Annotated in this window: 25 protein-coding genes; 15 read left to right on the top strand and 10 right to left on the bottom strand. The window is 62.6% G+C overall.

Annotated features, from left to right (window positions below; all coding sequences use genetic code 11):
- Positions 1-4: 4 nt before the first annotated feature.
- From AC1DUB_RS16655 to AC1DUB_RS16645, 3 genes are all read left to right on the top strand, one after another.
- Complete coding sequence (locus AC1DUB_RS16655; RefSeq protein WP_477730447.1) at positions 5-1,006, top strand: Bug family tripartite tricarboxylate transporter substrate binding protein; 1,002 nt, start codon at positions 5-7, stop codon at positions 1,004-1,006.
- 109 nt (positions 1,007-1,115) lie between these two features.
- The gene (locus AC1DUB_RS16650; RefSeq protein WP_477730446.1) at positions 1,116-1,985 is read left to right on the top strand and encodes a fumarylacetoacetate hydrolase family protein; all 870 of its coding nucleotides are present in this window, start codon (positions 1,116-1,118) and stop codon (positions 1,983-1,985) included.
- 10 nt (positions 1,986-1,995) lie between these two features.
- The gene (locus AC1DUB_RS16645; protein ID WP_477730445.1) at positions 1,996-2,955 is read left to right on the top strand and encodes a PDR/VanB family oxidoreductase; all 960 of its coding nucleotides are present in this window, start codon (positions 1,996-1,998) and stop codon (positions 2,953-2,955) included.
- Positions 2,956-3,344: 389 nt separating this feature from the next.
- On the opposite strand, the gene AC1DUB_RS16640 is transcribed toward AC1DUB_RS16645, so the two are convergent.
- Positions 3,345-4,217 (bottom strand): LysR family transcriptional regulator, encoded by an 873-nt coding sequence (locus tag AC1DUB_RS16640; RefSeq protein ID WP_477730444.1) that lies wholly within the window; start codon positions 4,215-4,217, stop codon positions 3,345-3,347.
- Positions 4,218-4,397: 180 nt separating this feature from the next.
- On the opposite strand from AC1DUB_RS16640, the gene AC1DUB_RS16635 reads away from it, so the two are divergent.
- The 5 genes from AC1DUB_RS16635 to AC1DUB_RS16615 all read left to right on the top strand — a co-directional run bounded on the left by AC1DUB_RS16635 (position 4,398) and on the right by AC1DUB_RS16615 (position 8,447).
- Positions 4,398-5,249: a transporter substrate-binding domain-containing protein gene (locus AC1DUB_RS16635; protein ID WP_477730463.1), complete on the top strand. Its 852-nt coding sequence runs from the start codon at positions 4,398-4,400 to the stop codon at positions 5,247-5,249.
- A 14-nt stretch (positions 5,250-5,263) separates the two neighbouring features.
- The gene (locus AC1DUB_RS16630) at positions 5,264-5,944 is read left to right on the top strand and encodes an amino acid ABC transporter permease (RefSeq protein WP_477730443.1); all 681 of its coding nucleotides are present in this window, start codon (positions 5,264-5,266) and stop codon (positions 5,942-5,944) included.
- A complete protein-coding gene (locus tag AC1DUB_RS16625) occupies positions 5,934-6,596 on the top strand; it encodes an amino acid ABC transporter permease (RefSeq protein WP_477730442.1) in 663 nt (220 codons plus the stop codon). The genes AC1DUB_RS16630 and AC1DUB_RS16625 overlap by 11 nt, the downstream gene beginning before the upstream one ends.
- An 85-nt stretch (positions 6,597-6,681) precedes the next feature.
- Entirely contained in the window at positions 6,682-7,650 is a 969-nt protein-coding gene (locus tag AC1DUB_RS16620; RefSeq protein ID WP_477730441.1) for an agmatinase, read from the top strand.
- A gap of 59 nt (positions 7,651-7,709) precedes the next feature.
- Positions 7,710-8,447 carry an amino acid ABC transporter ATP-binding protein gene (locus AC1DUB_RS16615; protein ID WP_477730440.1) on the top strand — a complete coding sequence of 246 codons (738 nt, stop codon included), beginning with the start codon at positions 7,710-7,712 and terminating at the stop codon, positions 8,445-8,447.
- 188 nt (positions 8,448-8,635) lie between these two features.
- Here AC1DUB_RS16615 and AC1DUB_RS16610 read toward each other — a convergent pair whose 3' ends face one another.
- The 4 genes from AC1DUB_RS16610 to AC1DUB_RS16595 all read right to left on the bottom strand — a co-directional run bounded on the left by AC1DUB_RS16610 (position 8,636) and on the right by AC1DUB_RS16595 (position 13,013).
- Positions 8,636-9,577 carry an electron transfer flavoprotein subunit alpha/FixB family protein gene (locus AC1DUB_RS16610; protein WP_477730439.1) on the bottom strand — a complete coding sequence of 314 codons (942 nt, stop codon included), beginning with the start codon at positions 9,575-9,577 and terminating at the stop codon, positions 8,636-8,638.
- 9 nt (positions 9,578-9,586) lie between these two features.
- Positions 9,587-10,336 (bottom strand): electron transfer flavoprotein subunit beta/FixA family protein, encoded by a 750-nt coding sequence (locus AC1DUB_RS16605; RefSeq protein WP_477730438.1) that lies wholly within the window; start codon positions 10,334-10,336, stop codon positions 9,587-9,589.
- A gap of 257 nt (positions 10,337-10,593) precedes the next feature.
- Positions 10,594-11,928, bottom strand: a complete 1,335-nt coding sequence (locus AC1DUB_RS16600) for a mechanosensitive ion channel family protein (RefSeq protein ID WP_477730437.1) — start codon at positions 11,926-11,928, stop codon at positions 10,594-10,596.
- 131 nt (positions 11,929-12,059) lie between these two features.
- On the bottom strand, positions 12,060-13,013 hold the full coding sequence (locus AC1DUB_RS16595) for a histone deacetylase family protein (protein WP_477730436.1): 954 nt from the start codon (positions 13,011-13,013) through the stop codon (positions 12,060-12,062).
- A 31-nt stretch (positions 13,014-13,044) separates the two neighbouring features.
- Here AC1DUB_RS16595 and AC1DUB_RS16590 point away from each other — a divergent pair, with 31 nt between their 5' ends.
- The 4 genes from AC1DUB_RS16590 to mltB all read left to right on the top strand — a co-directional run bounded on the left by AC1DUB_RS16590 (position 13,045) and on the right by mltB (position 18,866).
- Positions 13,045-13,965 carry an AAA family ATPase gene (locus AC1DUB_RS16590; protein ID WP_477730435.1) on the top strand — a complete coding sequence of 307 codons (921 nt, stop codon included), beginning with the start codon at positions 13,045-13,047 and terminating at the stop codon, positions 13,963-13,965.
- 27 nt (positions 13,966-13,992) lie between these two features.
- Positions 13,993-15,012: a DUF58 domain-containing protein gene (locus AC1DUB_RS16585; protein WP_477730434.1), complete on the top strand. Its 1,020-nt coding sequence runs from the start codon at positions 13,993-13,995 to the stop codon at positions 15,010-15,012.
- A 706-nt stretch (positions 15,013-15,718) separates the two neighbouring features.
- Positions 15,719-17,749 (top strand): transglutaminase TgpA family protein, encoded by a 2,031-nt coding sequence (locus AC1DUB_RS16580; protein WP_477730433.1) that lies wholly within the window; start codon positions 15,719-15,721, stop codon positions 17,747-17,749.
- Positions 17,750-17,777: 28 nt separating this feature from the next.
- Positions 17,778-18,866 carry a lytic murein transglycosylase B gene (gene mltB, locus AC1DUB_RS16575; RefSeq protein WP_477730432.1) on the top strand — a complete coding sequence of 363 codons (1,089 nt, stop codon included), beginning with the start codon at positions 17,778-17,780 and terminating at the stop codon, positions 18,864-18,866.
- Between the two features lie 94 nt (positions 18,867-18,960).
- On the opposite strand, the gene AC1DUB_RS16570 is transcribed toward mltB, so the two are convergent.
- Positions 18,961-19,440, bottom strand: a complete 480-nt coding sequence (locus AC1DUB_RS16570) for a cyclic nucleotide-binding domain-containing protein (protein ID WP_477730431.1) — start codon at positions 19,438-19,440, stop codon at positions 18,961-18,963.
- A gap of 277 nt (positions 19,441-19,717) precedes the next feature.
- Complete coding sequence (locus AC1DUB_RS16565; RefSeq protein WP_477730430.1) at positions 19,718-20,689, bottom strand: Bug family tripartite tricarboxylate transporter substrate binding protein; 972 nt, start codon at positions 20,687-20,689, stop codon at positions 19,718-19,720.
- Between the two features lie 336 nt (positions 20,690-21,025).
- Between AC1DUB_RS16565 and AC1DUB_RS16560 the strand changes: the two genes are divergently transcribed.
- From AC1DUB_RS16560 to AC1DUB_RS16550, 3 genes are read left to right on the top strand one after another with little or no spacing between them, the layout of a single operon-like run.
- Positions 21,026-21,523 carry a cytochrome b gene (locus AC1DUB_RS16560; RefSeq protein ID WP_477730462.1) on the top strand — a complete coding sequence of 166 codons (498 nt, stop codon included), beginning with the start codon at positions 21,026-21,028 and terminating at the stop codon, positions 21,521-21,523.
- Positions 21,520-22,071: a YceI family protein gene (locus tag AC1DUB_RS16555; RefSeq protein ID WP_477730429.1), complete on the top strand. Its 552-nt coding sequence runs from the start codon at positions 21,520-21,522 to the stop codon at positions 22,069-22,071. The genes AC1DUB_RS16560 and AC1DUB_RS16555 overlap by 4 nt, the downstream gene beginning before the upstream one ends.
- Before the next feature lie 23 nt (positions 22,072-22,094).
- Positions 22,095-22,673: a YceI family protein gene (locus tag AC1DUB_RS16550; protein WP_477730428.1), complete on the top strand. Its 579-nt coding sequence runs from the start codon at positions 22,095-22,097 to the stop codon at positions 22,671-22,673.
- Positions 22,674-22,734: 61 nt separating this feature from the next.
- On the opposite strand, the gene AC1DUB_RS16545 is transcribed toward AC1DUB_RS16550, so the two are convergent.
- The 3 genes from AC1DUB_RS16545 to AC1DUB_RS16535 form a co-directional block, all read right to left on the bottom strand.
- Positions 22,735-23,556 (bottom strand): transglutaminase family protein, encoded by an 822-nt coding sequence (locus tag AC1DUB_RS16545; RefSeq protein ID WP_477730427.1) that lies wholly within the window; start codon positions 23,554-23,556, stop codon positions 22,735-22,737.
- 277 nt (positions 23,557-23,833) lie between these two features.
- Positions 23,834-24,796: an alpha-E domain-containing protein gene (locus tag AC1DUB_RS16540; protein WP_477730426.1), complete on the bottom strand. Its 963-nt coding sequence runs from the start codon at positions 24,794-24,796 to the stop codon at positions 23,834-23,836.
- A gap of 2 nt (positions 24,797-24,798) precedes the next feature.
- Positions 24,799-26,295, bottom strand: coding sequence for a circularly permuted type 2 ATP-grasp protein (locus AC1DUB_RS16535; protein WP_477730425.1), 1,497 nt, complete (start codon positions 26,293-26,295; stop codon positions 24,799-24,801).
- Positions 26,296-26,312: the final 17 nt, after the last annotated feature.

The following is a 26,312-nucleotide window of genomic DNA, read 5'->3' as shown; positions in this document are numbered from 1 at the left end:
ACACATGACCCCTACTTCTTTCACTCCCAAACGCCGCGGCGCACTGTTCACCTTGCTGGCTTGCGGCGTGGCGCTCGGCGTATTTGCCGGCGCCGCGAAGGCGCAGGCCTATCCGAACAAGGCCATCAAGTTCATCATTCCCTACGCGGTCGGCGGCTCGACCGACCAGACTGGCCGGCTCGTCGCGCAAAGCCTGGCGCAAAAGCTCGGTCAACCTGTCGTCGTGGAAAACCGCGCCGGCGCCGGAGGTTCGCTGGGTCACGACCTGGTGGCCAAGTCGCCCGCCGATGGCTACACCCTGCTGTTCAGCGCGGCCGGCCCCCTGACCGTGACGCCGCACACTTATCCCAAACTCGGCTATGACCCGATCAAGGGCTTCGAGCCGATCATCCTGGTTGCCACGCAGCCGCTGCTGTTGGTCGTGAGACCTTCGCTGAAGGTCAATAGTGTCGCTGACCTGATTCGTGAAGTGCAAGCCCGCTCCGGCAAGCTGAGTTACGGCTCTTTCGGCAACGGCAGCGCCGCGCATCTGGCCGGTGAATACTTCAAGACTCTGGCCAAGGTCGACATGGTTCATGTGCCTTACAAGGGCAGCGGGCCGGCTCTGGTGGATCTGGTGGGCGGGCAGATCGACCTGATGTTCGACGTGTTCAGCACGGCCGCTCCGCTCGCCAAAAGCGGCAAGTTGCGGCCGATCGCGATCACCTCCACCGAACGCTCGCCGCAGTTTCCGGACGTACCGACCATGCAGCAGGCGGGGGTGGCGGGCTTCGAAGCCGGCACCTGGTTCGGGGTATTGGCGCCGGCGGGAACGCCGAAGCCCTTGATCGACCAGCTGTCGAAGGCTCTCAACGCTGTGCTCGAAGAAAAAGGCCTGCGCGAAATCCTGGCGGCCCAGGGCGCAATCGTGCGCGGCGGTACACCGGCCCAGTTCAACAACTTTTTCCTGTCCGAGTACGACAAGTGGGGAAAGATCGTCAAGGCCTCGGGCGTGACGGCTGACTGATTACGTCTCTCTCTCCTGCCGCGTGGCGCACGCCGCGCGTTTTCTTCCTGGTCTTTAAATTCCTGTTTTGCAGCGGTTTGCTGCTGTCCGATTGTTTTCAAGCGACACCATGAAACTTCTAAGCTATACCTATCGCGGCGCTTCCAGCTGGGGCGCCTTCATCGATGGCCGCATCGTCGACCTGCAGGCCGCCTGCGACGGCCGTGCGCCGACCTTGCGCAGCGCGCTTGCGCAGTATTCAGTCCTGGAGATCGAGGCCATGGCCGTCGCCACGCCGGCCTCCATTGAAGCCAGTGACATCGCGTATCTTCCGGTGATTCCCGACGCTGCCAAAATCTTCTGCATCGGCCTCAATTACGACGAGCACCGAATCGAAGCGAACCGCGACAAGACGGTCCAGCCGACGGTTTTCCTGCGGCTAGCGGCTTCGCAGATCGGCCACGGCGAGGACTTGCTGCTGCCGCCCGAATCTCACAAATTTGATTACGAAGGCGAGATTGCGATCGTGATGGGCAAGGGCGGCCGTCGCATCGATGAAAGCCAGGCTTGGGAGCACATCGCAGGTTACGCGCCCTACAACGACGGTTCGATTCGCGACTGGCAAAGCCACACCACGCAATGGACGCCCGGCAAGAACTTCGCGGCCACCGGCGGCTTCGGCCCTTATATGGTGACGCGCGGTGAGATCGCCGACGGTCAGGAACTGAGCCTGACGACGCGGCTCAATGGCGAGGTCATGCAACACGGGACAACGGCGCAACTGATCTTTTCGATGCCCCGCCTGGTCAGCTATCTGTCGACCTTCATCGCCTTGGAAGCTGGCGACGTGATCGTGACCGGCACACCGGGCGGGGTCGGCTTCAAACGCACGCCACCGGTGTTCATGCGCGCCGGCGACCGGGTGGAGATCGAGATCGGTGGGGTTGCGACGCTCGTCAACAGCGTGGCAGCCGAAGCCGCGTCGGGCCGTGCCGGCTGAAGGACGAGTCATGCAGCAGGCCGTGATCGAGGTGCGGGTGGTGAGTAAAAGGGACGAGGCCGTCGACATCTGCTCGCTGGAACTCGCGAGTGTGTCGGGCGAGACCTTGCCGCCTTTCAGCGCAGGAGCGCACATCGATGTCCATGTCGGCGGCCTGGTGCGCCAGTACTCGCTGTGCAACAACCCTGCGGAGCGCCATCGCTACCTGATCGCCGTGCTGCGCGAGCCGAAGTCGCGCGGCGGATCTGTCGCGATCCACGACCAGTTGAAGGTTGGCCAGACATTGCGCATCGGCGCGCCGCGCAACCTGTTTTCGCTGGTACCTGACGCGCCGCATTCGCTGCTGCTCGCGGCCGGGGTCGGCATCACCCCGATTCTCTGTATGGCCGAACGTCTGGCCGGTTCCGGCGCGGACTTCACTATGCACTACAGCACGCGTTCGCGTGCCCGTACGGCCTTCCGGCAACGCATTGCGGAATCGGCCTTTGCGGCGGCGGTCAGCTTTCATTTTGACGAGGACGATTCCTCGCAGCAATTAGATCTGGTGACCACGCTGCGGGCCGCGCGGCCGGGGACCGAGCTCTACACCTGCGGCCCGGCCGGTTTTCTCGGCCATGTGCTGGATACCGCGCGCGAACAGGGCTGGCCCGAAGAGCGCATGCACTACGAATATTTTGTCGCGCCTGCGTTGAGCCTGCCTGCAGGCGCATTCGAGGTCTCTATCGCAAGCACCGGCGAACGTCATGTCGTTGGTGCGGGTGAAAGCGTCGTGGAGGCGCTGGCGCGCGCGGGTGTGGAGATACCGGTCTCATGCGGTCAGGGCGTTTGCGGAACCTGCCTGACCCGGGTGCTGGCGGGTGTGCCTGACCACCGCGACATGTTTCTGACGGCCGCCGAGCAGGCGCTCAATGACCAGTTCACGCCTTGCTGCTCCCGCGCTCGCAGCGCGAGCCTGACGCTGGATCTGTAAGCTGCAGAGCCCTAACCGGCTCTTTGACGTCCAGGTGCGTGCAGCCCGTGCCCGTGAAAGCGCTTACCAGTGAGCGCGCATGCTTCTTTAAGTATCTTTCGATTGATCCTCCAAGCGACCGCATTAAGCACTTACATCTCGAATTCCGGTTCAAGGCGTCGGCATCAAAGTCTGCTTCCGCTGCACTGTCGAAGTAGTTTCTGAAAATTCTATGCCCGCTTTGGCGGTGATTCCCTTGTGCTCAACGTCACCACCGATTTCATGTTCGGCCAGTTGATGATGGGTATTCCGGACCATCGTGACCGGTCATTCCGGCGGATCGTAACCGGCGATTCTGGTTTATCGTGACCGATTTCTGGAGTTGACCAGACCGGATTCAAGTTGAACAGCTAACCGCCGTGCAGCTCGTCAAGGATGTCGAGAAACAATTCCACCCGGCTTGTCATTGGGCGTGATGCTTCGGTGATCGCGCAGATGATGTTCTCAAACACCGGGTCTTTCGCGTTGGCCTCGAGAGAATAGCGTTCCCCGACCAGCTTCGCATAGTGCTCGGGCAGAAGCCCTGCATATTCGCCCGTCACGATAAGCAGGGCAATGGCCTCAAGGCCGCCGGCATCGGGGCCCCGCTCGAAGCCGTGCTCCGCAATCGTTTGCTCGACGAAGGGGTGAGGGCGGTACACCAGCGGAAGCCGGGCCGGTTTTCCGCGCGTAGGCTTTGCCAGGGTATAGACGCGGTGAACTTCCACAAACAGGGTGCGGTAGTCAAAGACACGGTCTTTCTTGTACATGCCCCTGATCGCCACTTCAACCCGGCGCTCACGCAGGGCCTGGTTGAGGTTTGAAAATGTCATCGCGACCACTTCGGGCTTCACATCCGGCGCGCGCCGTTTGAGTTCCGCCAGCGCCTCCGGAATCCGGCAATCCTGGTGATTGATCAGTTGCTCGGTCATGCCGACAGAAAGCGTGCCTGACAACACACCCCGCACCGCATCGATCTCGGGCCGGATGCGCCCCAGGGATTTGAGCGCATTCGACGCCAGTTCCAGCGCGACGGTGCCGGCCGCGCTTAACTTGAACCCCGCAGGCCCCCGTTCGCAAAGGCGCACGCCGAGCCGTTCTTCCACCTCCCTGATATGCCGGCTGATGGAGGCTTTTGACATGTGGAGCCGATGCTCGGCAGCGGCAAATCCGCCAGCCTCCGCCACGGTGCAGAAGATGCGCAGGGAGCGCAGGTCGCGTTCGTTGAAGTCCAGACGGCTCATGATGGGCTTATGGTGAGTTCGGGGTCTGCAAAAGATGAAAAAAGAGGGGGAGAGAAGAAAAGGTATTGATTTATGGAACCATACCACCAAAAGAATCATTTTTCATATCCTTCAGCCTCCCATAAAGTTTGCGTCAACCAACCTTATTTCTATTCGACCAAAACTACTGGAGACAACATGATCACTACACAGAATCGCCGCAACGCCCTCCAGGCCGCCGCCGCGGCCGCCCTTATCGCCTGCATGCCCGGCCTGGCCCTCGCCGAAGGCGGTTCCCTGGCAGACATCAAGGCCCGAGGCCAGCTGACGGTGGGAACCGAGGCCGCCTATGAGCCCTACGAGTTCGTCGAAAACGGTGTGGTGGTCGGCTATGGCCGGGAGATTCTCGAACACATGGCCGCCAAATTGGGCGTGAAACTGGTGCAGCTCAACCTGCCGTTCCAGGGCCTGCTGCCGGGGCTGCTTTCGCGCAAGTTCGATTTTGTCGCTACCAGCGTCGGCATCACGGAAGAGCGGGCCAAGCGCTTTGCGTTCAGTCAGCCCGTCGGCATCGTGCACGCCATGCTCATCGTCAATGCGTCCAACAAATCCATCGCCACGATGGAAGATGTCGCCGGGAAAACGGTGGGCACACAAATGGGATCGCAGGCGCAGCCCATGGTGCAGGAGTTTGACCGCCAGATGAAGGCGAAGTCGGGCAAGGGATTCGCCGAGATCAAGCTGTTCCAGGCCTACCCGGACGTCAGCGTCGCCCTGAGCAACGGGACACTGGATATAGGTGTCATTCCGTCGAACGTGCTGGCCGTGCAGATGCGCCGTCAGCCGGGTGCCTTCAAGGCCATTGGCGCGGTCGGTGAGCCGAGGCTGCTGGCCTGGGTTGCCAATCCGCAGGACGCGGAAATCCGCAGCTTCATCAACCAGACGCTGGATGAAATGCGCGCCAGCGGCAAACTGGCCGCGCTCCAGAAAAAGTGGTTTGGCGAGGCACTGACGCTTCCGATCGCCGGCTACCTTCCTAAAGGCGCGCTCTGAACGAGGCGGCTGTGATGATGGACTGGTTAACCGCTCACGGTGCCCTGAAACCATTTTTTGACGGGGTAATTCACGGTGCAGCCCTCACTCTCTACACCAGCAGCCTGGCATTTTTGCTGGGGTTGGTGCTGGGGGTTGTGCTGCTGATCCTGCGGGCTGCGGGCGGCCCTGTCGCTCGCTACCTGATTATTGTGTATGTCAGCGCCATGCGCGGAATGCCTTTGCTGGTTCAGCTTCTGATCGTCTATTACGTGGTCCCGCCGCTTCTGGGCATCGCCATTTCGCCGGTGACCGCCGGCATTGCGGCCCTGGCACTCAACACGGCGGCGTATGTCAGTGAAATTCTGCGGGGTGCGCTATCGACCATTCCCGCTGGCCAGAGCGCCGCTGCGCGTGCCTTGGGCATGCAGCCGGGGCAGATCTGGCGGTACGTGCTGCTGCCGCAAATATTCCATCGCGCGATCCCTCCGCTGACCAATGAGTACACCGTGCTTCTCAAGGCCTCTTCCTTGTTGTCGATCATTGCGGTGGCGGAACTGGCAACAGTCGCCCGCAACGCCACGCTGCAGACCGACCTCCCGTTGCAGGTGTTCACGGCGACCGCTGCGGTGTATTTCATCTTGTTGTGGATTGCTTCGTCCCTTTCGCGCCGCATAGAGCGCCGCTTTGCCAGGTTGCTTCCCAATGTTCATTGATCTCGACATCGTCGGGCATGCCATGCCCGCCTTGCTGCAAGGCTTGAAAGTCACCGCGACGGTCAGCGCTATCGGCATTCCGCTGGGCATTGCGACAGGGACCGTTGCCGCTTACATGGCAGACGGAAAACACTGGCTGCCCCGTGCCGTGGCGCTCGGTTATGTGGAGTTGGTGCGCAACATTCCCTTTCTGATCCTGGTGTACCTGTCCTTCTTCGGGCTGCCCAAGCTGGGGCTGCTGGCATCGGCTTTTAGCATCGCTGTCGGGGCGACGGCCTTCTACACCGGTGGCTACTTCTGCGAGATTCTGCGCGCCGCCTTTCGTAGCGTGGCCAAGGGGCAGGTGCGTGCGGCGCAGTCTCTGGGCATGTCCAGCTGGCAGGTTCAGCGCTACGTTGTGGTGCCGCAGATCTTCGGTTTTCTCATTCCACCCCTGACCAGCCTGACGATCATGATGTTCAAGGACACGGCTGTCTTTTCGGTCATGAGCCTGCCCGAACTCACCTACCAGAGCAACCTGATGACGGCGGATACCTTCGCCTATCTCGAGGTGCTGGGCGTCACGGCCTTGATCTATTGGGGCGCAAGCGTTGTCATGGACGCCTTCGGCCAGGTCATGGAAAAGCGCGTACGCCGATGGAGCCATCGCTAGCCCGAGCTCATCGCCGCGTTCCTTTTTCAGCGAGCCGGCAACTCAATAACCCAGTACTTCAAACACTCAACGAACAGGAAATCCGATGGAAAAACTCACCTCTGCACCACGAACCGGGCACGCCACGCTGCTGTATTCTGAACTGGTGACGGATCTGGACAATTTGCAAGCCGATATCGCCATCCTGGGTATGCCTTTCGGTTCGGCCTATGGCGCCAGGTCGTTCACTAACGACCAGACCAACGCCCCGCAAGCCATACGCGACGTGACGGACCGCATCGTGCGCGCACCGGATCACTATGACTTCGACATCGACGGGCCGCTGTTGCAGGGGCGTTCCGACATCCGTTTCGTGGACTGTGGCGATGTTATTCCCGACCTGAAAAACCCCGGCGACCACTACCGGCGGGTCGAGCTGGCTGTCCGGAAAATCCTCAAGGGCGGCGGTTTGCCCATCGTGCTGGGCGGTGACCATGGCATCACCACGCCGGTGCTGCGCGCGTACAGCGACACCGGTCCCATCACTTTGGTGCATGTTGACGCCCATCTGGACTGGCGGGATGAGGTCAACGGTGTCAGGGACGGCCTCTCCAGCCCCATCCGGCGCGCATCGGAAATGAAGCATGTCGTGCACATCGTGCAGATCGGCTTGCGGGCGCAGGGCAGCGCACGGCCCGAGGACTTCGAGTTCGCGCGGAACTATGGCGCGGACATCATCACCGCCTACGAACTGCACGACGTGGGTATGGACGCCGTGCTCGCTCGCATTCCCGACGGTGGAAACTACTATCTGTCGATCGATGCCGATGGCATGGACCCGACGATCATGCCGGCGGTCGATGGCCCCGCGCCGGGCGGCATGAGCTTTGTGCAGGCGCGAAAACTGATTCACGGGCTGGTGAAGAAGGGGCGAGTGGTCGGGATGGACATTGTCGAGATTCAGCCCTCCAAAGACAACGCCAGCAAGCTGACCTGCGTCACCGCCGGACGCCTGATCGTCAACCTGATCGGCTCCACCATCAAAGCCGGTTATTTCGACAGGCCCGGCAAATGATGACGGCTTCTTTTTACGGCAAACTCTTGCCGCGTTTCAATTAACTGCCAGGACCCGTCATGATTGAAATCAGGAACGTCTCCAAGTGGTATGGCAACTTCCAGGTCCTGACGGACTGCAGTACCACCATCGGAAAAGGTGAAGTGGTGGTGGTGTGCGGCCCGTCTGGATCGGGCAAGAGTACGCTGATCAAAACCGTGAACGCGCTGGAGCCCATACAGAAAGGCGATATCGTGGTCGACGGCATGTCCATCACGGCGCGCAACGCCGACCTTTCCCGTCTGCGCTCGCGGGTCGGGATGGTGTTTCAGCACTTTGAACTGTTTCCGCATTTGTCCGTCACTGAAAACCTTGCGCTTGCCCAGGTCAAGGTGCTCAAGCGCAGTCCCGCCGAGGCCCAGGCACGCGGCCTGAAGATGCTGGGCCGTGTCGGCCTGCTGGCGCACAAGGACAAATTTCCGGGTCAACTTTCAGGTGGCCAGCAGCAGCGGGTGGCGATTGCGCGCGCGCTCAGCCTGGACCCCACGGTGATGCTGTTCGATGAACCCACGTCAGCGCTGGACCCCGAGATGGTCGGCGAAGTCCTAGACGTCATGGTACGGCTGGCCGAAGAGGGCATGACCATGATGTGCGTCACGCACGAAATGGGATTCGCCCGCAAGGTCGGCGACCGCGTGATTTTCATGAACGAGGGCAGAATCGTTGAAGATTGCAAGAAGGAGGCTTTTTTTGGCAATGCCGACGAGCGTTCCCCGCGCGCCCGGGAGTTCCTCTCGAAGATCCTGTCGCATGGGTAAGGCAAGAGCGTAAAAGTCAAATCTGCTTGAGGTACCGTTTGTGCACTTGAACTAACTGCTTGAGGGAAGAAAAATCACAGGCAGCGGTTTTGACAATATCCGATTTTGGCCAGCTTACCTGGCTGCCGATTGCTCGGTTCATACCACTGTTCGTTCCAGACTGAACACTGTTCACAGGCATGGTGAATTCATAGCTGGACGACCAGCTCGGGCACAGCGGTGAACAGGTCAGCCTCCAGCCCGTAATCAGCCACGCTGAAAATCGGTGCCTCGGGGTCCTTGTTGATGGCSACGATGACCTTGCTGTCCTTCATGCCGGCCAGGTGCTGGATGGCGCCCGAGATGCCCGCGGCRATGTAGAGCTGCGGCGCCACGATCTTGCCGGTCTGGCCCACTTGCCAGTCGTTGGGSGCATAACCGGCGTCGACGGCGGCGCGGCTGGCACCCARTGCGGCGCCCAGCTTGTCCGCCAGCGGCATCATGACTTCGTTGAACTTCTCGGCAGAACCCAGCGCACGGCCGCCCGACACGATGATCTTGGCGGCGGTCAGCTCGGGGCGGTCGCTCTTGGCGATCTCGGAGCCGACAAACGACGATTTGCCGCTGTCGGCCACGCCGGCCAGCGTTTCCACGGCGGCCGAGCCGCCCGTGGCCGCTGCCGCATCGAAGCCGGTGGTGCGCACGGTGATGACTTTGGTGGCGTCCAGGCTTTGCACAATGGCAATCGCATTGCCGGCGTAAATCGGGCGCTCAAAGGTATCCACCGCATCGACCTTGGTGATGTCGGAAATCTGGCCGACATCCAGCGTGGCGGCCACGCGGGGGGCGATGTTCTTGCCCGACGCGGTGGCCGGAAACAGGATGTGGGAGTAGCTGCCGGCGATGGCGACCACCTGCGCAGCCATGTTTTCAGCCAGGCCGTGCTCAAAGTGCACGCCATCGACGTGGATGACTTTGGCCACGCCGGCTATTGTGGAGGCGGCCTGGGCGGCGGCGGCGGCATCCTTGCCGGCGACCAGCACATGCACCTCGCCACCGCACTGGGCGGCGGCGGTCACGGTGTTGAGGGTCGCGGGTTTGATGGAATTGTTGTCGTGTTCGGCTACTACGAGTACAGCAAGTGCGGTCATGTCAATTCCTTAGATTACTTTGGCTTCGTTCCTGAGCTTGTCCACCAGGGCGGCGACATCGGCGACCTTGACACCGGCACTGCGCTTGGGCGGCTCGCTGACCTTCAGGGTCTTGATGCGGGGCTTGACGTCCACGCCGAGGTCTTCCGGCTTGAAGTTGTCGAGCTGCTTTTTCTTGGCCTTCATGATGTTGGGCAGCGTCACATAGCGCGGCTCGTTCAAACGCAGGTCGGTGGTGATGATGGCGGGCAGCGTGAGGGCCAGGGTTTCCAGGCCGCCGTCGACTTCGCGGGTGACTTTGGCCTGGCCGCCTTCGACTTCGACCTTGGAAGCGAAGGTGGCTTGCGGCCAGCCCAGCAGGGCGGCCAGCATCTGGCCGGTCTGGTTGCAGTCGTCGTCGATGGCCTGCTTGCCCAGAATCACCAGTTGGGGTTGCTCCTTGTCGACCAGGGCCTTGAGCAGCTTGGCCACGGCCAGCGGCTGCAGTTCTTCGGCGGTCTCGACCAGGATGGCGCGGTCGGCGCCGATGGCCATGGCGGTGCGCAGGGTTTCCTGGCACTGCAGCACGCCGCAGCTCACGGCGATGACTTCGGTCACGACGCCCTTTTCCTTCAGGCGGGTCGCCTCTTCGACGGCAATCTCGTCAAACGGGTTCATGCTCATCTTGACGTTGGCGATGTCGACGCCAGTGCCGTCCGATTTGACGCGGACTTTCACGTTGTAGTCGACCACACGCTTGACGGGTACCAAGACCTTCATTTCAGGGCTCCAGAGTTTGTTAATTGACGTTGACGTAAACGTAAGCCTTGCATTCTATGCTGCGGCCTTCGTGGTGCGGGCGGCCAACTTGTTGCCCGGAGGGTTATCCGCCGCGGCAGCAAGCAAAAAAGAACGGTCGTTCTATTTCATTATAAATGGCTCCCCCTGTGGAATTAGAGCATCTCCACCAAACAACTGTCGTGCAGGCGTCAATTGAAAGCGCCCCGGAGGCACCGGCCTTCCCGCGCTCCGGCGCCTCAGGAAGGCCTGACGCCCTCCGCGGCGCTGGCACGCGTGTGAATCACCCGCTGCGGATATGGAATCTCGACGCCGTTCTCACGCAGGGCCTTCAGCACCGCGAGGTTGATGCTGGAGCGCAGGTTTTGCTGGCCATTTTCGGGGTCGGTCATCCAGTAGTTGAGCGTGAACTCCAGCCCATCGGCCCCGAAATTGGTCAGGTTCACGGAAGGCTCGGGATCGCGCAGCACGCGCTCCTGCTTGAGCGCTGCTTCGGCCAGCAAACGCATCACCAGCGCCACATCGCTGTCATAGCCCACCGACACCACGGTGGACTGCAACACCCGCAAATCACTCAGCGAAAGATTTTCGATACGGTTGCTGATGAACATCTCGTTGGGCACGATGGATTCGCGACCGGACGGTGCCCGCACGACGGTGTAGCGGGCGTTGATGTCGGTGATGCGGCCTTCGAAGGTATCGACACGCACGTTGTCCCCGATCCGCACGCTGCGCTCGGCCAGCATCACAAAACCGCTCACATAACTGGCAGCCAGCTTTTGCAGGCCAAAGCCGACCCCTACGCCAATCGCTCCGCCCAGCACCGACAGCGCCGTCAGGTCAATGCCCACCGACGACAGCGCGAGCAACAGGCCCACAAACATCAGCACCACCCGCACGGCGTTGCTCACCGCCTTGCGCAGGGACAACTCGCCGCCGGTGGCAGAGCGCAGCAGGCGCGCCTCCAGCGCCGAGGAAATCCACAGCGCGATCAAAAGCACCACCCCTGCCGTCAGCGCGCCCTCGAGCATGGTGCGCACCGACAGGGTCGAGTTGCCGACCTTCCACTTGATGCCGTCCAGCTCCTCGAGAATCACCGGCAGCAGGCCGCTGACCCAGAGCACCATGGCGATCCAGGCCAGCCATGAAAACGTGCGTTCCATCGCCCGCACCAGAGGCGCATTTTTAAATGCCACCTGCAGCACCTTGACGCCCAGGCGAATCAGCGCCAGCGCCAGCAGCACCGGAATGGCCACCCTGAAGACGGCCAGCGGGAACATCCGCGCCAGCAACGCCTGTACCGTATAGGCAAAAAACAAAAGCAGCAGTGGGAAAAGCACGCCGTCAACAATGCGCCGGCCAAAAAGGATGGACGACTCATCAGCACTGTGCCGCGCACGGCTGGCCAGCCGCACCACCAGCCAGGCCAGCAGGGCACAGGCGATCAGCGAAGCCAGCTCAGTCAGCGCGGAGGACTGGGTCAGGGCTGCAAACCAGGCATCCAGGTTATCGATGCGGTCCGCTGGACGGACGAGGGAGGCATTGGCAGGATTCAGGGCGCCGGCGCTGGCCATTGCGGTTTCCTTTGTTCAACTGGATTCAACGTTGTTCAACTTTTTCAATGAAGCCGGGAGTTCCCTCCCCGAGGCCGGGAATCCGTTCACACGGCTCAGCGCACGGCGATGGGCGGCGCGCACAAGGCTGCCTACAAATCGGCCAGCACACGGATATGCGCTTCGACGCTGCGCGCCAGCGCCCGCAGGTTGTAGCCGCCTTCGAGCGACGACACGATGCGGCCTTGCGCATGGCGCCTGGCCACATCCTTGATGCGCTGGGTGATCCAAGCATAGTCCTGCTCCACCAGTCCCAGCTGGCCCAGCTCGTCATCGCGGTGTGCATCGAAGCCGGCACTGATGAAAATCATCTCGGGCTTGAAGGCCTCGAGGCGCGGTATCCAGATGGTCTCGATCATTTCGCGCACCTCCATCCCCTTGGTGTAGGCGGGCACCGGCACGTTGACCATGTTGTCGGCATGCGCTCCGGTGCCGCTGTAGGGATAGAAGGGATGCTGGAAAAAGCTCACCATCAGCACGCGCTCGTCGCCGCTGAGGATGTCTTCGGTGCCATTGCCATGGTGCACGTCGAAATCGACGATCGCCACGCGCTTAAGGCCGTGGCGCTCCATGGCGTATTTGGCCGCAATGGCGACGCTGTTGAAAATGCAAAACCCCATGGCCTTGTTATGGCAGGCATGGTGCCCCGGTGGGCGCACGGCGCAAAAGGCGTTTTCGATTTCGCCGGCCATCACGCTGTCGGTGGCCGCGAGCGCGGCGCCCGCAGCCCGCAAGGCGGCGTTCCAGGTATGCACGTTGAGAGCGGTGTCCGGATCAATCTGCGCGTAGGCGGGACCACCTGCGTCAATGTCATCGGCCAGGTGATCGCTCAGGCCGCGGATCGCCGCCACCATCATGCGGTCGTGCGCCAGCTCGATGTCGCCCAGTGCAGCCAGCGGCGCCTCGCGCCGGTCCAGCGCATCCGCAACGCCCGAGGCCAGCAGCCGGTCTTCAATGGCGTCGAGCCGCTCGGGACATTCGGGATGCCCCGGGCCCATTTCGTGCATCCGGCAGTCTTTGTGAGTGAAATAACCAGTCGCGTTCATAGCATGAAAATTTTGCGGTAAGGTTGACGACATGAACGTCAAAGAAAAACTTCAAGCGCTCCTGAATCAGCTTAACACGGTCATTGTCGGCAAGCACGCGCAGGTGCAGGACTGCGTCGCCTGCCTGCTCGCGGGAGGCCATCTGCTGATTGAAGACGTTCCCGGGGTGGGCAAAACCACCCTCGCCCATGCGCTGTCGCGCTCTTTCGGCCTGCAATTTTCCCGCGTGCAGTTCACGGCCGATTTGATGCCCAGCGATTTGTCGGGTGTCTCGATTTACGAGCGCCAGAAAGAAAGTTTTGTCTTTCATCGCGGCCCCCTATTTGCCCAGGTGCTGCTGGCCGACGAAATCAACCGGGCCAGCCCGAAAACGCAGAGTGCGCTGCTGGAGGCCATGGAGGAAAAGCAGGTCACGGTGGAGGGCGAAACGCGTCCCCTGCCTGTGCCTTTTTTTGTGATTGCCACGCAAAACCCGCACGACCAGCTGGGCACCTATGCCCTGCCCGAGTCGCAGCTGGACCGTTTTCACATGCGTATCTCGCTGGGCTACCCCGACCGCGCCGCCGAACGGGAACTGCTCCGGGGCAGCGACCGGCGCGAGATGGTCGACAAGCTGCCGGCGCTGCTGGCCCCGCACGACCTGCTGGAGCTGCAACAGCTGGTCGCGCAGGTGCATGCCGCGGACCCCTTGCTGAACTACCTGCAGGATCTGGTGGCGGCCACGCGCTCGGGCCGCTGGTTTCTGCAGGGCCTGAGCCCGCGGGCGGGCATCGCCGTCATGCGCGCCGCCAGGGCGCAGGCCTTCCTGGACGGCCGCGATTATGTCGCTCCCGACGACATCGCCGCCGTGCTGCCACAGACCACCGCGCACCGCCTCCTTCCCGTGAGCGACGCCGGTCGCGGCTCCGTGGAGCAGGTACGTGCGATGCTGGAAGCCGTGCCCTTGCCCTGACCCCCGAATCAGGAAAACCCGTTCTTCATGGCCACTCTGGCGCTCATCCCCAACCCCCTGTCTTTCATCAGGGGCCGTTTCCAGACATGGTGGCAGAGCAAGCTGCCCTTCACCGACAGCGTCACACTGACGCAGCGCAACGTCTACATCCTCCCCACACGCGCGGGGTTGATGCTGGGCGTGACCCTGCTGGTGCTGCTGGTCGCCTCGATCAACTACCAGCTCAACCTGGGCTACCTGCTGACGTTTTTGCTGGCCGGCAGCGCGCTGGTGGGCATGCATGTGTGCCACGGCACCCTGCGCGGGCTCGCCATGAATTTGATGGCACCACCCGCTCATTACGCCGGAGCGACAGCCTCCTTTGACATCAAACTCACAAACACCAGGCGGGCCGCGCGCCATGGCATCGGCCTGAGCGTGCTCAGTCCGCACGATGTGGATGCGCATAAAGGCCGCGAGCAGCACTGGGCCTGGACCGATGTGCCGGCGCAAGGCAGCAGCGTGGTACAGGTAGCCTTCACGCCACCGCGGCGCGGCCTGCACCGCCTTCCCACACTGACGGCGGAAACACGCTTCCCGCTGGGCACCTTTCGAGTCTGGACGGTCTGGCGGCCGGCGGCCCAGCTCCTGGTCTACCCCGCGCCTGAACTGCACCCGCCACCACTGCCCCCGGGCGAGCCGCGCTCCGGCGGTGCCGCAGCCGCAGCGCGGGCGCAAAGCACGGGCGAGTTCGACGGCATCCGCAGCTACCGGCGCGGCGACCCGATGAAACTGGTGGTCTGGAAAAAGGCGGCGAAGGCCGACGAGCAGGGCAACGGCCTGGTGGTGCGCGACACCCAGCAGGCCCAACGCCATGAGCTCTGGCTGGATTTCATGCAGGCGGGTTCTGCGGGTGTCGAGCAAAAGCTTTCGCGGCTGTGCGCGTGGATTCTGTTGGCCGACAAACTGGGGCTGGACTACGGAGTGCGCTTGCCGTCGCTCGAGATCAGGCCTGGCAGCGGGGAGGCGCATAAGCGGCAGTGTTTGGAGGCGCTGGCGGTATGTTGACGGGGATTTTTTCTGGGGCTGCTGGCCGGGACTCGCCCCGGCGGGCGAGGCACTTTACTTTTGCCTCGCCAAAAGAAAGTACCCAAAGTTCACGTAGTGGGGATTCGCTCATTTCGCAAGGCGAAGTGACGCGAATACCAAAAGGCGACCCTCAGTCTGGGTCCCTTCGCTGCGCTACGGGCAACCTGCGCTGCTCGACTCCGGCGGGGGTCCGCAGAACTCGCTACGTTGCACTGCGCTCAAACAACTGCGGCCCTGATCCCGCCTCCATCTGCGCTGCTCGGCCCAGCCACACGGGTGGGGAGCAGCTAGCAAATACACAAAGAAAATACCAAGACAAACAAGGACACGCCGTGGCGTGTCCTTGTGGTTTTCGGACTTCGGTATTTGGGCTGTTCCCCTTAAACCCCTTCTGTCTGTGCCGAGGAGCGCAGGGCCAGGCGGATCAGGGATCGCGATTGTCTGAGCGCAGCGAGTTGAGCGAGACCCCGCCTGGACCGAGCACCGCAGGTTGCCCCGTAGCGCAGCGCAGGGGTCGCAGACAGCAGGGTCGCCTTTTCTTTTGCTTACTTTTATTTTGGCGAAGCAAAAGAAAAGTGAGTAGCCGCCGGGCTACCCCCGGCCAGCAGCTCTCAGCAGAGAACCCAAAAGCCCAGCGACAAAGACGATACCCGATCAGCGGCTTGGGCAGCCAGCAGGAGCAGCGATGCTGACCCGCCTCAACAGCCTGCCCCGCGAAGCCCGCGACACACTGTTCCTGCTACTCGTCATCGCCTGGGTGCTGTTGCCGCAAGCGGGCAAGCTGCCGCTGTGGTGCAGCGCGCTGGCAGGCGCCGTGCTGCTCTGGCGCGGCTGGCTGGCGCTGCAGTCGCGGCCGCTACCGGGCAAGTGGTGGCTGATCGGTCTGCTGGCCCTGACCATTACCGCGACACTGATGACGCACCGTACCCTGCTGGGACGGGACGCAGGCGTCACCATGCTGGTCGTGTTGCTGACGCTTAAAACCCTGGAATTGCGGGCCCGGCGCGATGCGTTTGTGGTGTTCTTCCTCGGCTTTTTCTGCATGCTGAGCAACTTCTTTTACTCGCAATCGCTGCTCACCGCATTTAGCATGTTGCTGGGGCTGCTGGGCCTGCTGACGGTGCTCGTCAACGCCCATTTGCCGGTCGGAAAACCGCCGCTGGCGCTGGCCGCGCGGACCGCCGGCGGGATGGCGCTGCTCGGCGCTCCCATCATGGTGGTGCTGTTTCTGCTGTTTCCGCGGCTGGCCCCCCTGTGGGGCGTGCCCAGCGATGCCATGGCTGGCCGCAGCGGCCTGAGCGAGAGCATGCAGGTGGGCAACATCGCCACCCTGGCGCTTGACGACAGCGTGGCCATGCGCATCCGGTTTGAAGGCCGCCCGCCGCCCCAGCAGGATTTGTATTTTCGCGGCCCCGTGATGTCCAGCTTTGATGGCCGCGAGTGGCGGCCGCCGCTGTTCAACTTCTCCCCGCGCAACAGCCAGGGCAGGGCCGGCGCGAATCTGGCCGTGGCAGGTGCACCTGTCAGCTACGAAGTCACGCTGGAGCCCACCAGCCGTCCATGGCTTTTTGTGATGGAAGCCGCAGCACAAAGCCCGGTGCTGCCGGGCTACCAAAGCGTGATGCAGGCCGACCTGCAATGGACAGTGAATCGCCCGATCACCGATCTTGTGCGCTACAAGGCGCAGAGCTACCCCACCTTCAGGCATGGGCCCACGCGGCCGGTCTTCGGGCTGCGGGAGTTTGTGGCGTTGCCCCCCGGCTTCAATCCGCGCACCCTGGCGCTGGCCGGCGAGATACGCGGCGACCCGCGCTACAGGAACGCCAGCAATGCCCAACTGGTTCAGCTCGTGCTGGACCGTCTGCGCACCGGTTACACCTATACGCTGGAGCCCGGTGTGTATGGCCAGCACACGGCCGATGAATTCTGGTTTGACCGCAAGGAAGGCTTTTGTGAACACATCGCGTCGGCCTTTGTGATCCTGATGCGGGCGATGGACGTTCCCGCGCGCATCGTCACCGGCTACCAGGGCGGTGAGCTGAACGGGGTGGACGGCTTCTGGGTGGTGCGGCAAAGCGACGCCCATGCCTGGGCAGAAGTCTGGCAGAAGGATCGGGGCTGGGTGCGGGTCGACCCGACCTCGGCAGTCGCGCCGGGGCGCACCGGCGCTTTCCAGCGGCTCGCTGCGCCCCAGGGCGTGGTGGCGCAGACATTGGGAAACATCAGCCCCACCCTGGCGGCGCAGCTGCGCGCCACCTGGGAAGCGGTGAACAACGGCTGGAATCAATGGGTACTCAACTACACCCAGGGCAAGCAGCTCAACCTGCTCAGGGACATCGGCTTTGAATCCCCGAGCTGGGAGGACCTGAGCTACGTATTGCTGGGCATCATCGTGCTGGCGGCACTGCTGGGCGCCGCCTGGACGCTGTGGGACCGCACCCAGCACGACCCGTGGCTTCGCCTGCTGGCCCGCGCGCGCAGGCAGCTCGCCAAAGCCGGCATAGAGAGCACGCCAGCCACCTCGCCGCGCCAGTTGGCGCTGCAGGTGCTGGCACGGTACGGCGGTGGAAGCGGCAGCCGCGGACAGGCGCTGCATGACTGGCTGATGCAGCTGGAACTGCAGCGCTATGCGGCGACCTCTTCCGGCCAGCACAGCCAGCTCCGGGACATCAGGCGGCTGCGGCAGCAATGGCGCGCGCTCGCATGGCCTGCTTAGAATTGAAGCTTCGCCCTTCCTTCTCCTCATGACACTTCAGATGCCTCTTTACAAGTTCAGTTTTGCTCTGGTTTTGATAGCTGCCCTCGCCGGCTCGGCAGGGCTCGCCGGCGCAAAACCTCTGAAGAAAACGGTGGCCAGCACAGCGGAGCCGGCGCAGGGTCCGCTCTATGCCACGCGCCCCGATGCCATGCAGTTTGCCGACGACCTGGCCAGCCGGCGCGACCTGAATGCGGACTGGGTACGCGACGCCATTGGGCGTTCACGTTATGTGCCCACCGTCGCCCGGTTGATGCAGCCGTCAGAGAAACCATTCGTCAAGAACTGGCGGGTGTACCGCAGCCGTTTCATCGATCCCATTCGCATTGAGGCCGGCGCGCGCTTCTGGCTGGCCAACCAGGCAGCACTCGAGCGCGCCGAAAAAGAGTACGGCGTGCCGGCCGACATCATCGTCGGCATCATTGGCGTGGAAACCATTTACGGCCGCAACACCGGCAGCTTCCGCGTGATGGACGCCCTGGCCACACTGGCCTTCGACTTTCCGGCGAGTCACCCGCGGGCCGCGGAGCGCAGCGCGTTTTTCAAGGACGAGATCGAGCAGTTTCTGACCCTGCAAAGCCGCCGCGGCGTCGATCCTTTCGAGGCAAAAGGCAGCTATGCCGGCGCCATGGGCATGCCGCAGTTCATGCCCTCCAGCTGGATCAAGTACGCGGTGGACTTCGACGGCGACGGCACCGTTGACCTGTGGAACAGCCCGGCCGACGTGATCGGCTCAGTCGCGAACTACTTCAAGGCCTTCAGCTGGCAGCCGGGCATGCCCACCCACTACCCGGTGAGCTTTGACACGAGCCGCCTGGACATGGACGCCCTGATGGCGCCCGACATCCTGCCAACCTTTAGCGTGGCCAGCTTTACCGCCAAGGGCGCGGTACTGGAAGGCGCTGCGCTGCAACACGCCGGCCCGCTGGCGCTGATCGAACTGCTCAACGGGTCGGACGCACCGAACTACGTGGCGGGCACCGAGAATTTCTACGCCATCACGCGCTACAACTGGAGCAGCTACTACGCCATGGCGGTGATTGAGCTGGGGCGCGAAGTGGCAGCGCGGGTCAAGTGAGCCACGCCGTAACGGACGACCGTTGGCCCTTGCAAGAAGGGCATGAAGAGCTAGCAAAAGTGGAGCGGCGCGGCGAAGCGCGGTCGGTGCACCACTAATCCTGGGGCTTTCCCGGTCTGCCCGCGGTGTCGCTCAGAAAGCGGCTCATATCGCGCGACAGGCTCATGAAAAAAATGGCGAATTGCTGCGGGTCCCATACGTAAAGGTCGGCAAACACCTGACTCGATACCTTCACCACGATGCAGTCATCGGCGGCATAGCCGCTGAAGCGCCGCGGGCGCAGCGCGATCATTGCCGGAAAGCCCACACTTTCTCCCGCGTTCATGGTTCGGATGATGTCCTTGCCGCCGTCGGTATCCTCATAAACGGTGATTTGACCTTTTAGCAACACGAAGAAGCTATCGGCGGTATCGCCCTTGCGGTAGAGGATCTCATTGGCTGTCAACTTCAGCACTTCACCGTCGGCCAGCAGCTTCGCGACAAAACTCTGCGACAGCGCGCCGAATGCCGACATTTCCTCGAAGGCGTCGGCGGCCAGGTGCTCATGGAGCGTTGCGGGGTCGAGAATTTCCATGTTCGGCGTCCGGTTGGGGCGGTTCACATCATGGCGGCAAGCCTTGGAGAAAAGGTCTTTATCTTTGTGTTGCGACTATGAAGTCGAAGGTCAAGTCTCCCATTTTGCAAATCTACGCGCAAGTACAAGTCGGATTTGGCCCTGATATCTCTCGCACCCGTGCCGCGATTACCCGGGGTCAGGCATCGGCTGGCATCGGGATCACACATCCACATGGGCGAGGCCAGCTTCATCGACCTGCTGGCCGAGCGCATAGCGCACGCTAACGCAGGCAGCGCTATTCGGGTTTGATGTTCGCGCTCTTGACCAGCTTGCCCCAGCGATCGGCCTCCGACTTGATCAGGGTGGCGAACTGCTCGGGCGTGCCGCCACCGAGTTCATTGCCCTGACCCAGCATCTGTTCCTTGATGGTCGGGTCGGCCAGCGCCTTGTTGACGGTTTCATTGAGCAGCTTGATGAGGGCCATGGGCGTGCCGACCGGCGCCACCAGCCCCTGCCAGTTCTGCACCTCAAAGTCCGGCACACCGGACTCGGCCATGGCGGGCAAATCGGGAAACAGCGGCGAACGCGTCTTGCTGGTGATGGCCAGCGCACGCAGCTTGCCGGCGCGGATCGAGGGCGCGGCCGAATACATCTGCTCGAACATCATGTCCACCTGACCACCCATCAGATCGGTCGTGGCGGGCGCTCCGCCCTTGTAGGGAATGTGCGTGATGGACAGGCCGGCCAGCGACTTGAACATCTCGCCCGACAGGTGGTGCGACCCGCCCAGCCCGCCCGAGGCAAACGACAGCTTGCCGGGACTGGCCTTGGCGGCGGTGATGATGTCCTTGACACTCTTGAACGGCGAGTTCGCGGGAACCATCAGCATCAGCGGGCCCTTTTCGATCAGGCAGACCGGCACCAAGTCCTTGGCAGGGTCGAAATTCATTTTCTTGAACATGGTCGGATTGACCGCCAGCGGCGCGAAATTGCCCATGCCGATGGTGTAGCCGTCCGGTTTGGCCCGGGCGACGGCCTCGGTGCCGATGTTGCCGCCCGCACCGGGCTTGTTGTCCACGATCACCGGCTGGCCCAGCGCGGTGGAGATGAACCTGCCGATCTGGCGCGAGCGCTGGTCGGCGTTGCCGCCGGCAGCATAGGGGCAGATCAGGGTGATGGGTTTGCTGGGGTATTTGTCCTGGGCCCAGGCCAGCGAGGGCAAAGCGATGGCGAGCGAAGTGGCTTGCAGGAGGTTGCGGCGGTTCATGTCGAGTCCTTGTGATCAGTGGTGCGCCCAACGATAAGGGGCGCAGCTGTCAATCAGCTGGCAAGGCACTGGTGGTTTCCCGGATACGGGTGGCTATTTGAACCGCTGGTCCTGCACACGCCGGACCTTGTCCAAGCTGCGTGCGCTCCACGAAAGCCACGCGGGCCAGGCGGAACCTGGCGGCGCCATAGAGCGACCAGCGACCAGCGGGCGGCGGCTCGCTTGCGCTGGCCACGGCGATGGCATCACAATGGCTGTGAAAGTCCACACCTGCCACTGGAGAGCCGTTTGCAGCCCGCCTCCTACACCCGCACCGCAGTCGCCCTGCACGCAGCCATGGCCCTGCTCATGGTGGCGGGGTTTTCCGTCGGGCTGTACATGGTCGGCCTGCCGCTCAGTCCGCTCAAGCTGCAGCTCTATTCGTATCACAAGTGGATCGGCGTCACGGTGGCAGCGCTGCTGTTGCCCCGCATCGTCTGGCGCATCCAGCACGCGCCGCCGCCGCTGCCCGCTGCGATGCCGGCATGGGAGCTGAGCGCGGCGCATGCCAACCATCTGCTGCTGTATCTGCTGATGGCCTGCGTGCCGCTGTCGGGCTGGCTGATGAGTTCGGCCAAAGGCGTGACGACGGTCTACCTGAGCCTGTGGCCGCTGCCGGATGTGGTGGCCCGCAACGAGGCGCTGGGGCTGTTTCTGCAAGCGCTGCATARCATCCTCAATTACGCGCTGCTGGGTCTGGTCAGCCTGCATGTCGCAGCGGCGCTCAAGCACCATTTCATCGACCGGGACGGCTTGCTGGGCCGGATGTTCCGGTTCAAAGGGAGGGGTGAATGAAAATCGTCGCTGTGGCTGCGGCCCTGCTCCTGTCATGCGCCTGCGCCCAGGCCGCTGAATACCGGCGGCTGGACCTGGCGGCCAGCCATATCCGCTTTACCTCGCGGCAAATGGGCGTGCCGGTGGATGGGGCTTTCCGCAAATTCGACGCCAGCCTGGCCTTCGACCCCGAGGTGCCCACCACGGCCCGCGGACAGCTGCGCATCGACCTGTCCAGCGTCGACACCGGCCTGCGGGAGGTCAATGAAGAGGTGGTGGGCGCGCAGTGGTTCGATGCCAGCCGCCATCCCGAGGCGCGCTTCGAGATGCGCCAGATCCAGTCGCAGGGCGCTGGCCGGTTCCAGGTCAGCGGGGTCCTCAGCATCAAGGGCACCAGCCAGCCCGTGCTGGTCAACGCGGAGCTCAAGACCCGCGGCAAGCAAGCCGTCATGGAAGGCTCTTTTGTGATGAAACGCCTGGATTTCGGCATCGGCGGAGGCACCTGGGGCGATGTTCGCGTGGTGGCCAACGAGGTGACGGTGCAGTTTCACCTGGTCCTTGAACCGTAGCGGCCCACCGTCAGGAGTTACTCATGAAAAAAATGAAAAAACTTGTTGTAGCGCTGCTGGGCAGTCTGTTCCTGGCTTCGGCGTTCGCCGTCGTCGATGTGTATGAGCGCGACCCGGACCACACCTTCGCCTGGTTCGAGTTCAACCACCTGGGCTACAGCACGCAGCGCGACCGTTTCGACAAGGTCGACGCGACCATCACCCTGGATCTTGACAACCAAGTGGGCAGCGTGGAGGTGAGCATCGACGTCCAGTCGATCAGCACCGGCTCGCTACTGTTCGACCAGGTCCTGCGCAGCGACATGTTCTTTGATGCCGAGCGGTTTCCCGTCATCACCTTCAAGTCGAGCCGTCTGAGCTTCGGCAAGCTCGATGACGTCACCGCCGTCGAAGGCAATCTGACGGTCAAGGGCATCACCCGGCCCGTGACCCTGACGGTCACGCACTTCAAATGCATGATGCACCCGATGTTGCGCAAACCAGCCTGCGGGCTCAACGCTACCGGCAAAGTCAAACGCAGTGAGTTCAATCTGGGCCGGTTCGTGCCGCTGATCAGGGACGAAATCACGCTCCATGTGTCGATGGAGGCGCTCAAGCATTGAGGACCCCCATGCCCCCTGCGCTGTTCTGCGCCCTGCTGGCGACGGGCCAGCGCAGCGCCCTTCAAACGGGCTGAATCGTGATGTCCACCGTCATGGTTTCCTTGCCACCGCCCTGCCGCACACCCTTGGCCGGCGGGCACGCGTTGTAGTCGGTTCCCATGGCCAGCCGAACATGACGCTCGTCAATCAGACAGCTGTGGGTTACATCGATGCTGACCCAGCGCCGGCTGGCAACGTCCAGGCACACATCCACCCAGGCATGGCTGGCCAGGTCAGGCTCGTTGGCGGCGTAGAAATAACCGCTCACATAACGCGCAGGAATGCCCAGGCTGCGGCAGATCGCCACCATCACGTGCGCCTGGTCCTGGCACACGCCCGCACCGGCCCTGAACGCTTCCAGTGCCGTGGTCGTCACGCTGGTGCTATTTTTTTGATAACTTACCGCCTCAGCAACACCCTGGCTCAAGGCCAACAGCATGCCCAACTCGGCCTTGCCGCGGGTGGCGGAAGGCGTGACAAAACGGCGACCGAACTCAGCCAGCACCGGATCCGGCTGGGCCAGATGCGTGGCCCGCAAAAAAAAGTCCGGATGCGGCAGGCTCGCGGCATCGGTGAACTCGGCCACTCCCAGGGTTTCAACGTCCCCAGCCGCATTGACCAGGCTCCAGCGTACGTTGTCAGACTCCTGGCCGACGAACGTGTAGGAATGGATGGGATTGCCAAAGGCGTCGAGCTGGGAAAAAAGTTTTTCGGGCGCACCCAGGCTCCAGAAATACACTGTTTGCGCCGGGCCGGACTGCGGGGTCAGCCAAAGCGTCTGCAACGCGTAGCGCAGGGGCTCTGTATAGCGGTAGTCGGTCGTATGCCTCACGTGCAGCTTCATGGAATAAGAGCCCCCACGTTCGTTCGCTTCGCGTAACTCTCTGCCCCCCTCGGGGGCTGGCCTTGCTTGGGGCGGCCCGGCGCTGCGGCCATCRCCCCCACGTTCGCTCGCTTCGCGTAACTCTCGAGGCCTTGCAGGCCGCGGCTTGCGAGACGCTGCGCCTCTGTCGCCTGTCCAAACCTGCTCAAGCAGGTTTGGAGCCGCAGGCTCCAGCCCCTCGGGGGCTGGCCTTGCTTGGAGCGGCCCGGCGCTGCGGCCCCCGTAACCTCATGCTGTTTCAATTGGTCGCCGGAACGAGGAATTCGCGGCTGATGTGCGCGCCGATTTCGTTGACCCGGTCCAGGAACTGGGTTAGGAAAGCATGCAAGCCGGTCGCGAGGATTTCGTCAATGCGGGCGTACTGCAAATCGGCCCGCAGTTTGCCGGCGCGGCGCTGCGTTTCGCTGGACGCATCGCTGGTCACCATGGCGAGATTGCTCATGAGCTCGTTCAGGCAGGCCAGCAGGGAGCGCGGCATGTCGGCCCGCAGGATCAGCAGCTCGGCCACGCGCTCGGGCTTGATGACGTCACGGTACACCTTGCGGTACACCTCAAAGCCGGACACGCTGCGCAAAATCGCGCTCCAGTGGTAAAAATCGTACTCTTGGTCTTTCTCGCCGGTTGCGCCGAGAAAATCATTTTCCACGGCATGGAACTTCACATCCACCAGCCGGGCCGTGTTGTCGGCTCGTTCCAGAAACGTCCCCAGGCGCAAAAAATGAAACGCCTCGTCCTGCAGCATGGTGCCCGCGGTCACACCGCGCGAGAGGTGCGAACGGAATTTGACCCATTCAAAAAACTGGCCGGGGTCACGCTCAAAATCGCTGTTGCGCAGCATGCGGATGATTTCCAGGTAAGTCTGGTTTTGCGTCTCCCACACCTCGGTGGTCAGCGTGCCCCGCACGGCGCGGGCATTTTCGCGGGCGTTTTTCAGGCACGAGATGATGCTTGACGAGTTTTTCTCGTCACGCACCATGAAGTCCATCACTTCACGCGGATTGATGCTGTCGCCGTACCTGGCGGCATAGGCCGGTTTGAGCTCGCTGATGCTCAGCAGGCTCTGCCAGCCGCCTTGCGCCACGGCCGCGGACTGGGGCAACAGCGAGGTCTGGTAGTTCACGTCGAGCATGCGCGCGGTGTTCTCAGCGCGCTCGGTGTAGCGCGACATCCAGAAAAGGTGATCTGCAGTTCTCGATAGCATGATCAGTTCCCTCCAATCGGTGACTGCGACTGTGACTGCCATTGCATGGGCGCCGCCGAACTTCCTTCCAGAATCCAGGTGTCCTTGGTGCCGCCCCCCTGTGAGGAGTTCACCACCAGCGAGCCATCCTTCAGCGCCACGCGGGTGAGGCCGCCCGGCACCATCTGCACGTCCTTGCCGCTCAGCACAAAGGGCCGCAGGTCAATGTGTCGCGGCGCCACGCCGCTTTCGACATAAGTGGGGCAGGTCGACAGGCTCAGCGTGGGCTGGGCAATATAGCCCGCGGGATTGGCCAGCAGCGCCTGGCGGAAGTCCTCGATTTCGGCCTGGGTGGCGGCCGGCCCCACCAGCATGCCGTAGCCCCCCGCGCCATGAACTTCCTTGACGACCAGGTCCTTGAGGTTGGCCAGGGTGTACTGCAGGTCTTCGGCATTGCGGCACATGTAAGTCGGCACGTTCTTGAGGATGGGTTTTTCGCCCAGGTAGAACTCGATCATTTTCGGCACGTACGGATAGATCGACTTGTCGTCTGCCACACCGGTGCCGATGGCGTTGCACAGCGACACATTGCCGCTGCGGTAGACATTGAGCAGCCCCGCGCAGCCCAGCGTGGAGTCGGGACGGAAAGCCAGCGGGTCCAGAAAATCGTCATCGACACGGCGGTAGATCACGTCCACCCGCCGGGGTCCGCGCGTGGTGCGCATGTAGACAAAGTTGTCCCTGACAAACAGGTCCTGGCCTTCGACCAGTTCCACGCCCATTTGCTGCGCCAGGAAGGCGTGTTCAAAATAGGCCGAGTTGTACATGCCGGGCGTGAGCACCACGACCGTCGGCTCGGCCGTGGCGGGCGGAGCCATCGCCCGGAGTGTCTCCAGCAACAGGTCGGGGTAGTGGGCCACCGGGGCCACGCGGTTCTCGCTGAAGAGTTCGGGGAACAGCCGCATCATCATCTTGCGGTCTTCCAGCATGTAGCTCACGCCGCTGGGGACCCGCAGGTTGTCCTCGAGCACGTAATATTCGCCCTCGCCCTGCGCATTGGGCGCGCGCACGATGTCGATGCCGCTGATGTGAGAGTAAATGTTGCCGGGCACGTCGACGCCCATCATCTCGGGGCGAAACTGGGCATTCTGGAAGATCTGCTCGGACGGAATCACGCCGGCCTTGATGATCTCCTGGCCGTGGTAGACGTCATGGATGAAGCGGTTCAGCGCCGTGACACGCTGCACCAGCCCCTTTTCCATGCTGGCCCATTCATGGGCCGGAATGATCCGGGGAATCAGGTCAAACGGAATCAGCCGCTCGGTACCCGCGCCGTCCTCGTCCTTGGCGCCATACACGGCAAAGGTGATGCCGACGCGGCGAAAAATCATCTCGGCTTCGGCGCGGCGCGCCTCCATCACTTCGGCGGGCTGTTTGGCCAGCCAACGCTGGTAGCCTTGGTAATGGTCACGGACGCTGGACTCCGTTGCATTCATCTCGTCAAACATGGGTCGGCTCATTGGCTTGGTCTCCAGCA

Source organism: Polaromonas sp. P4_F9, assembly GCF_056401235.1.
Note: the sequence above shows the minus strand (reverse complement) of the source record. Positions and strands in the feature narration are given on the sequence as shown.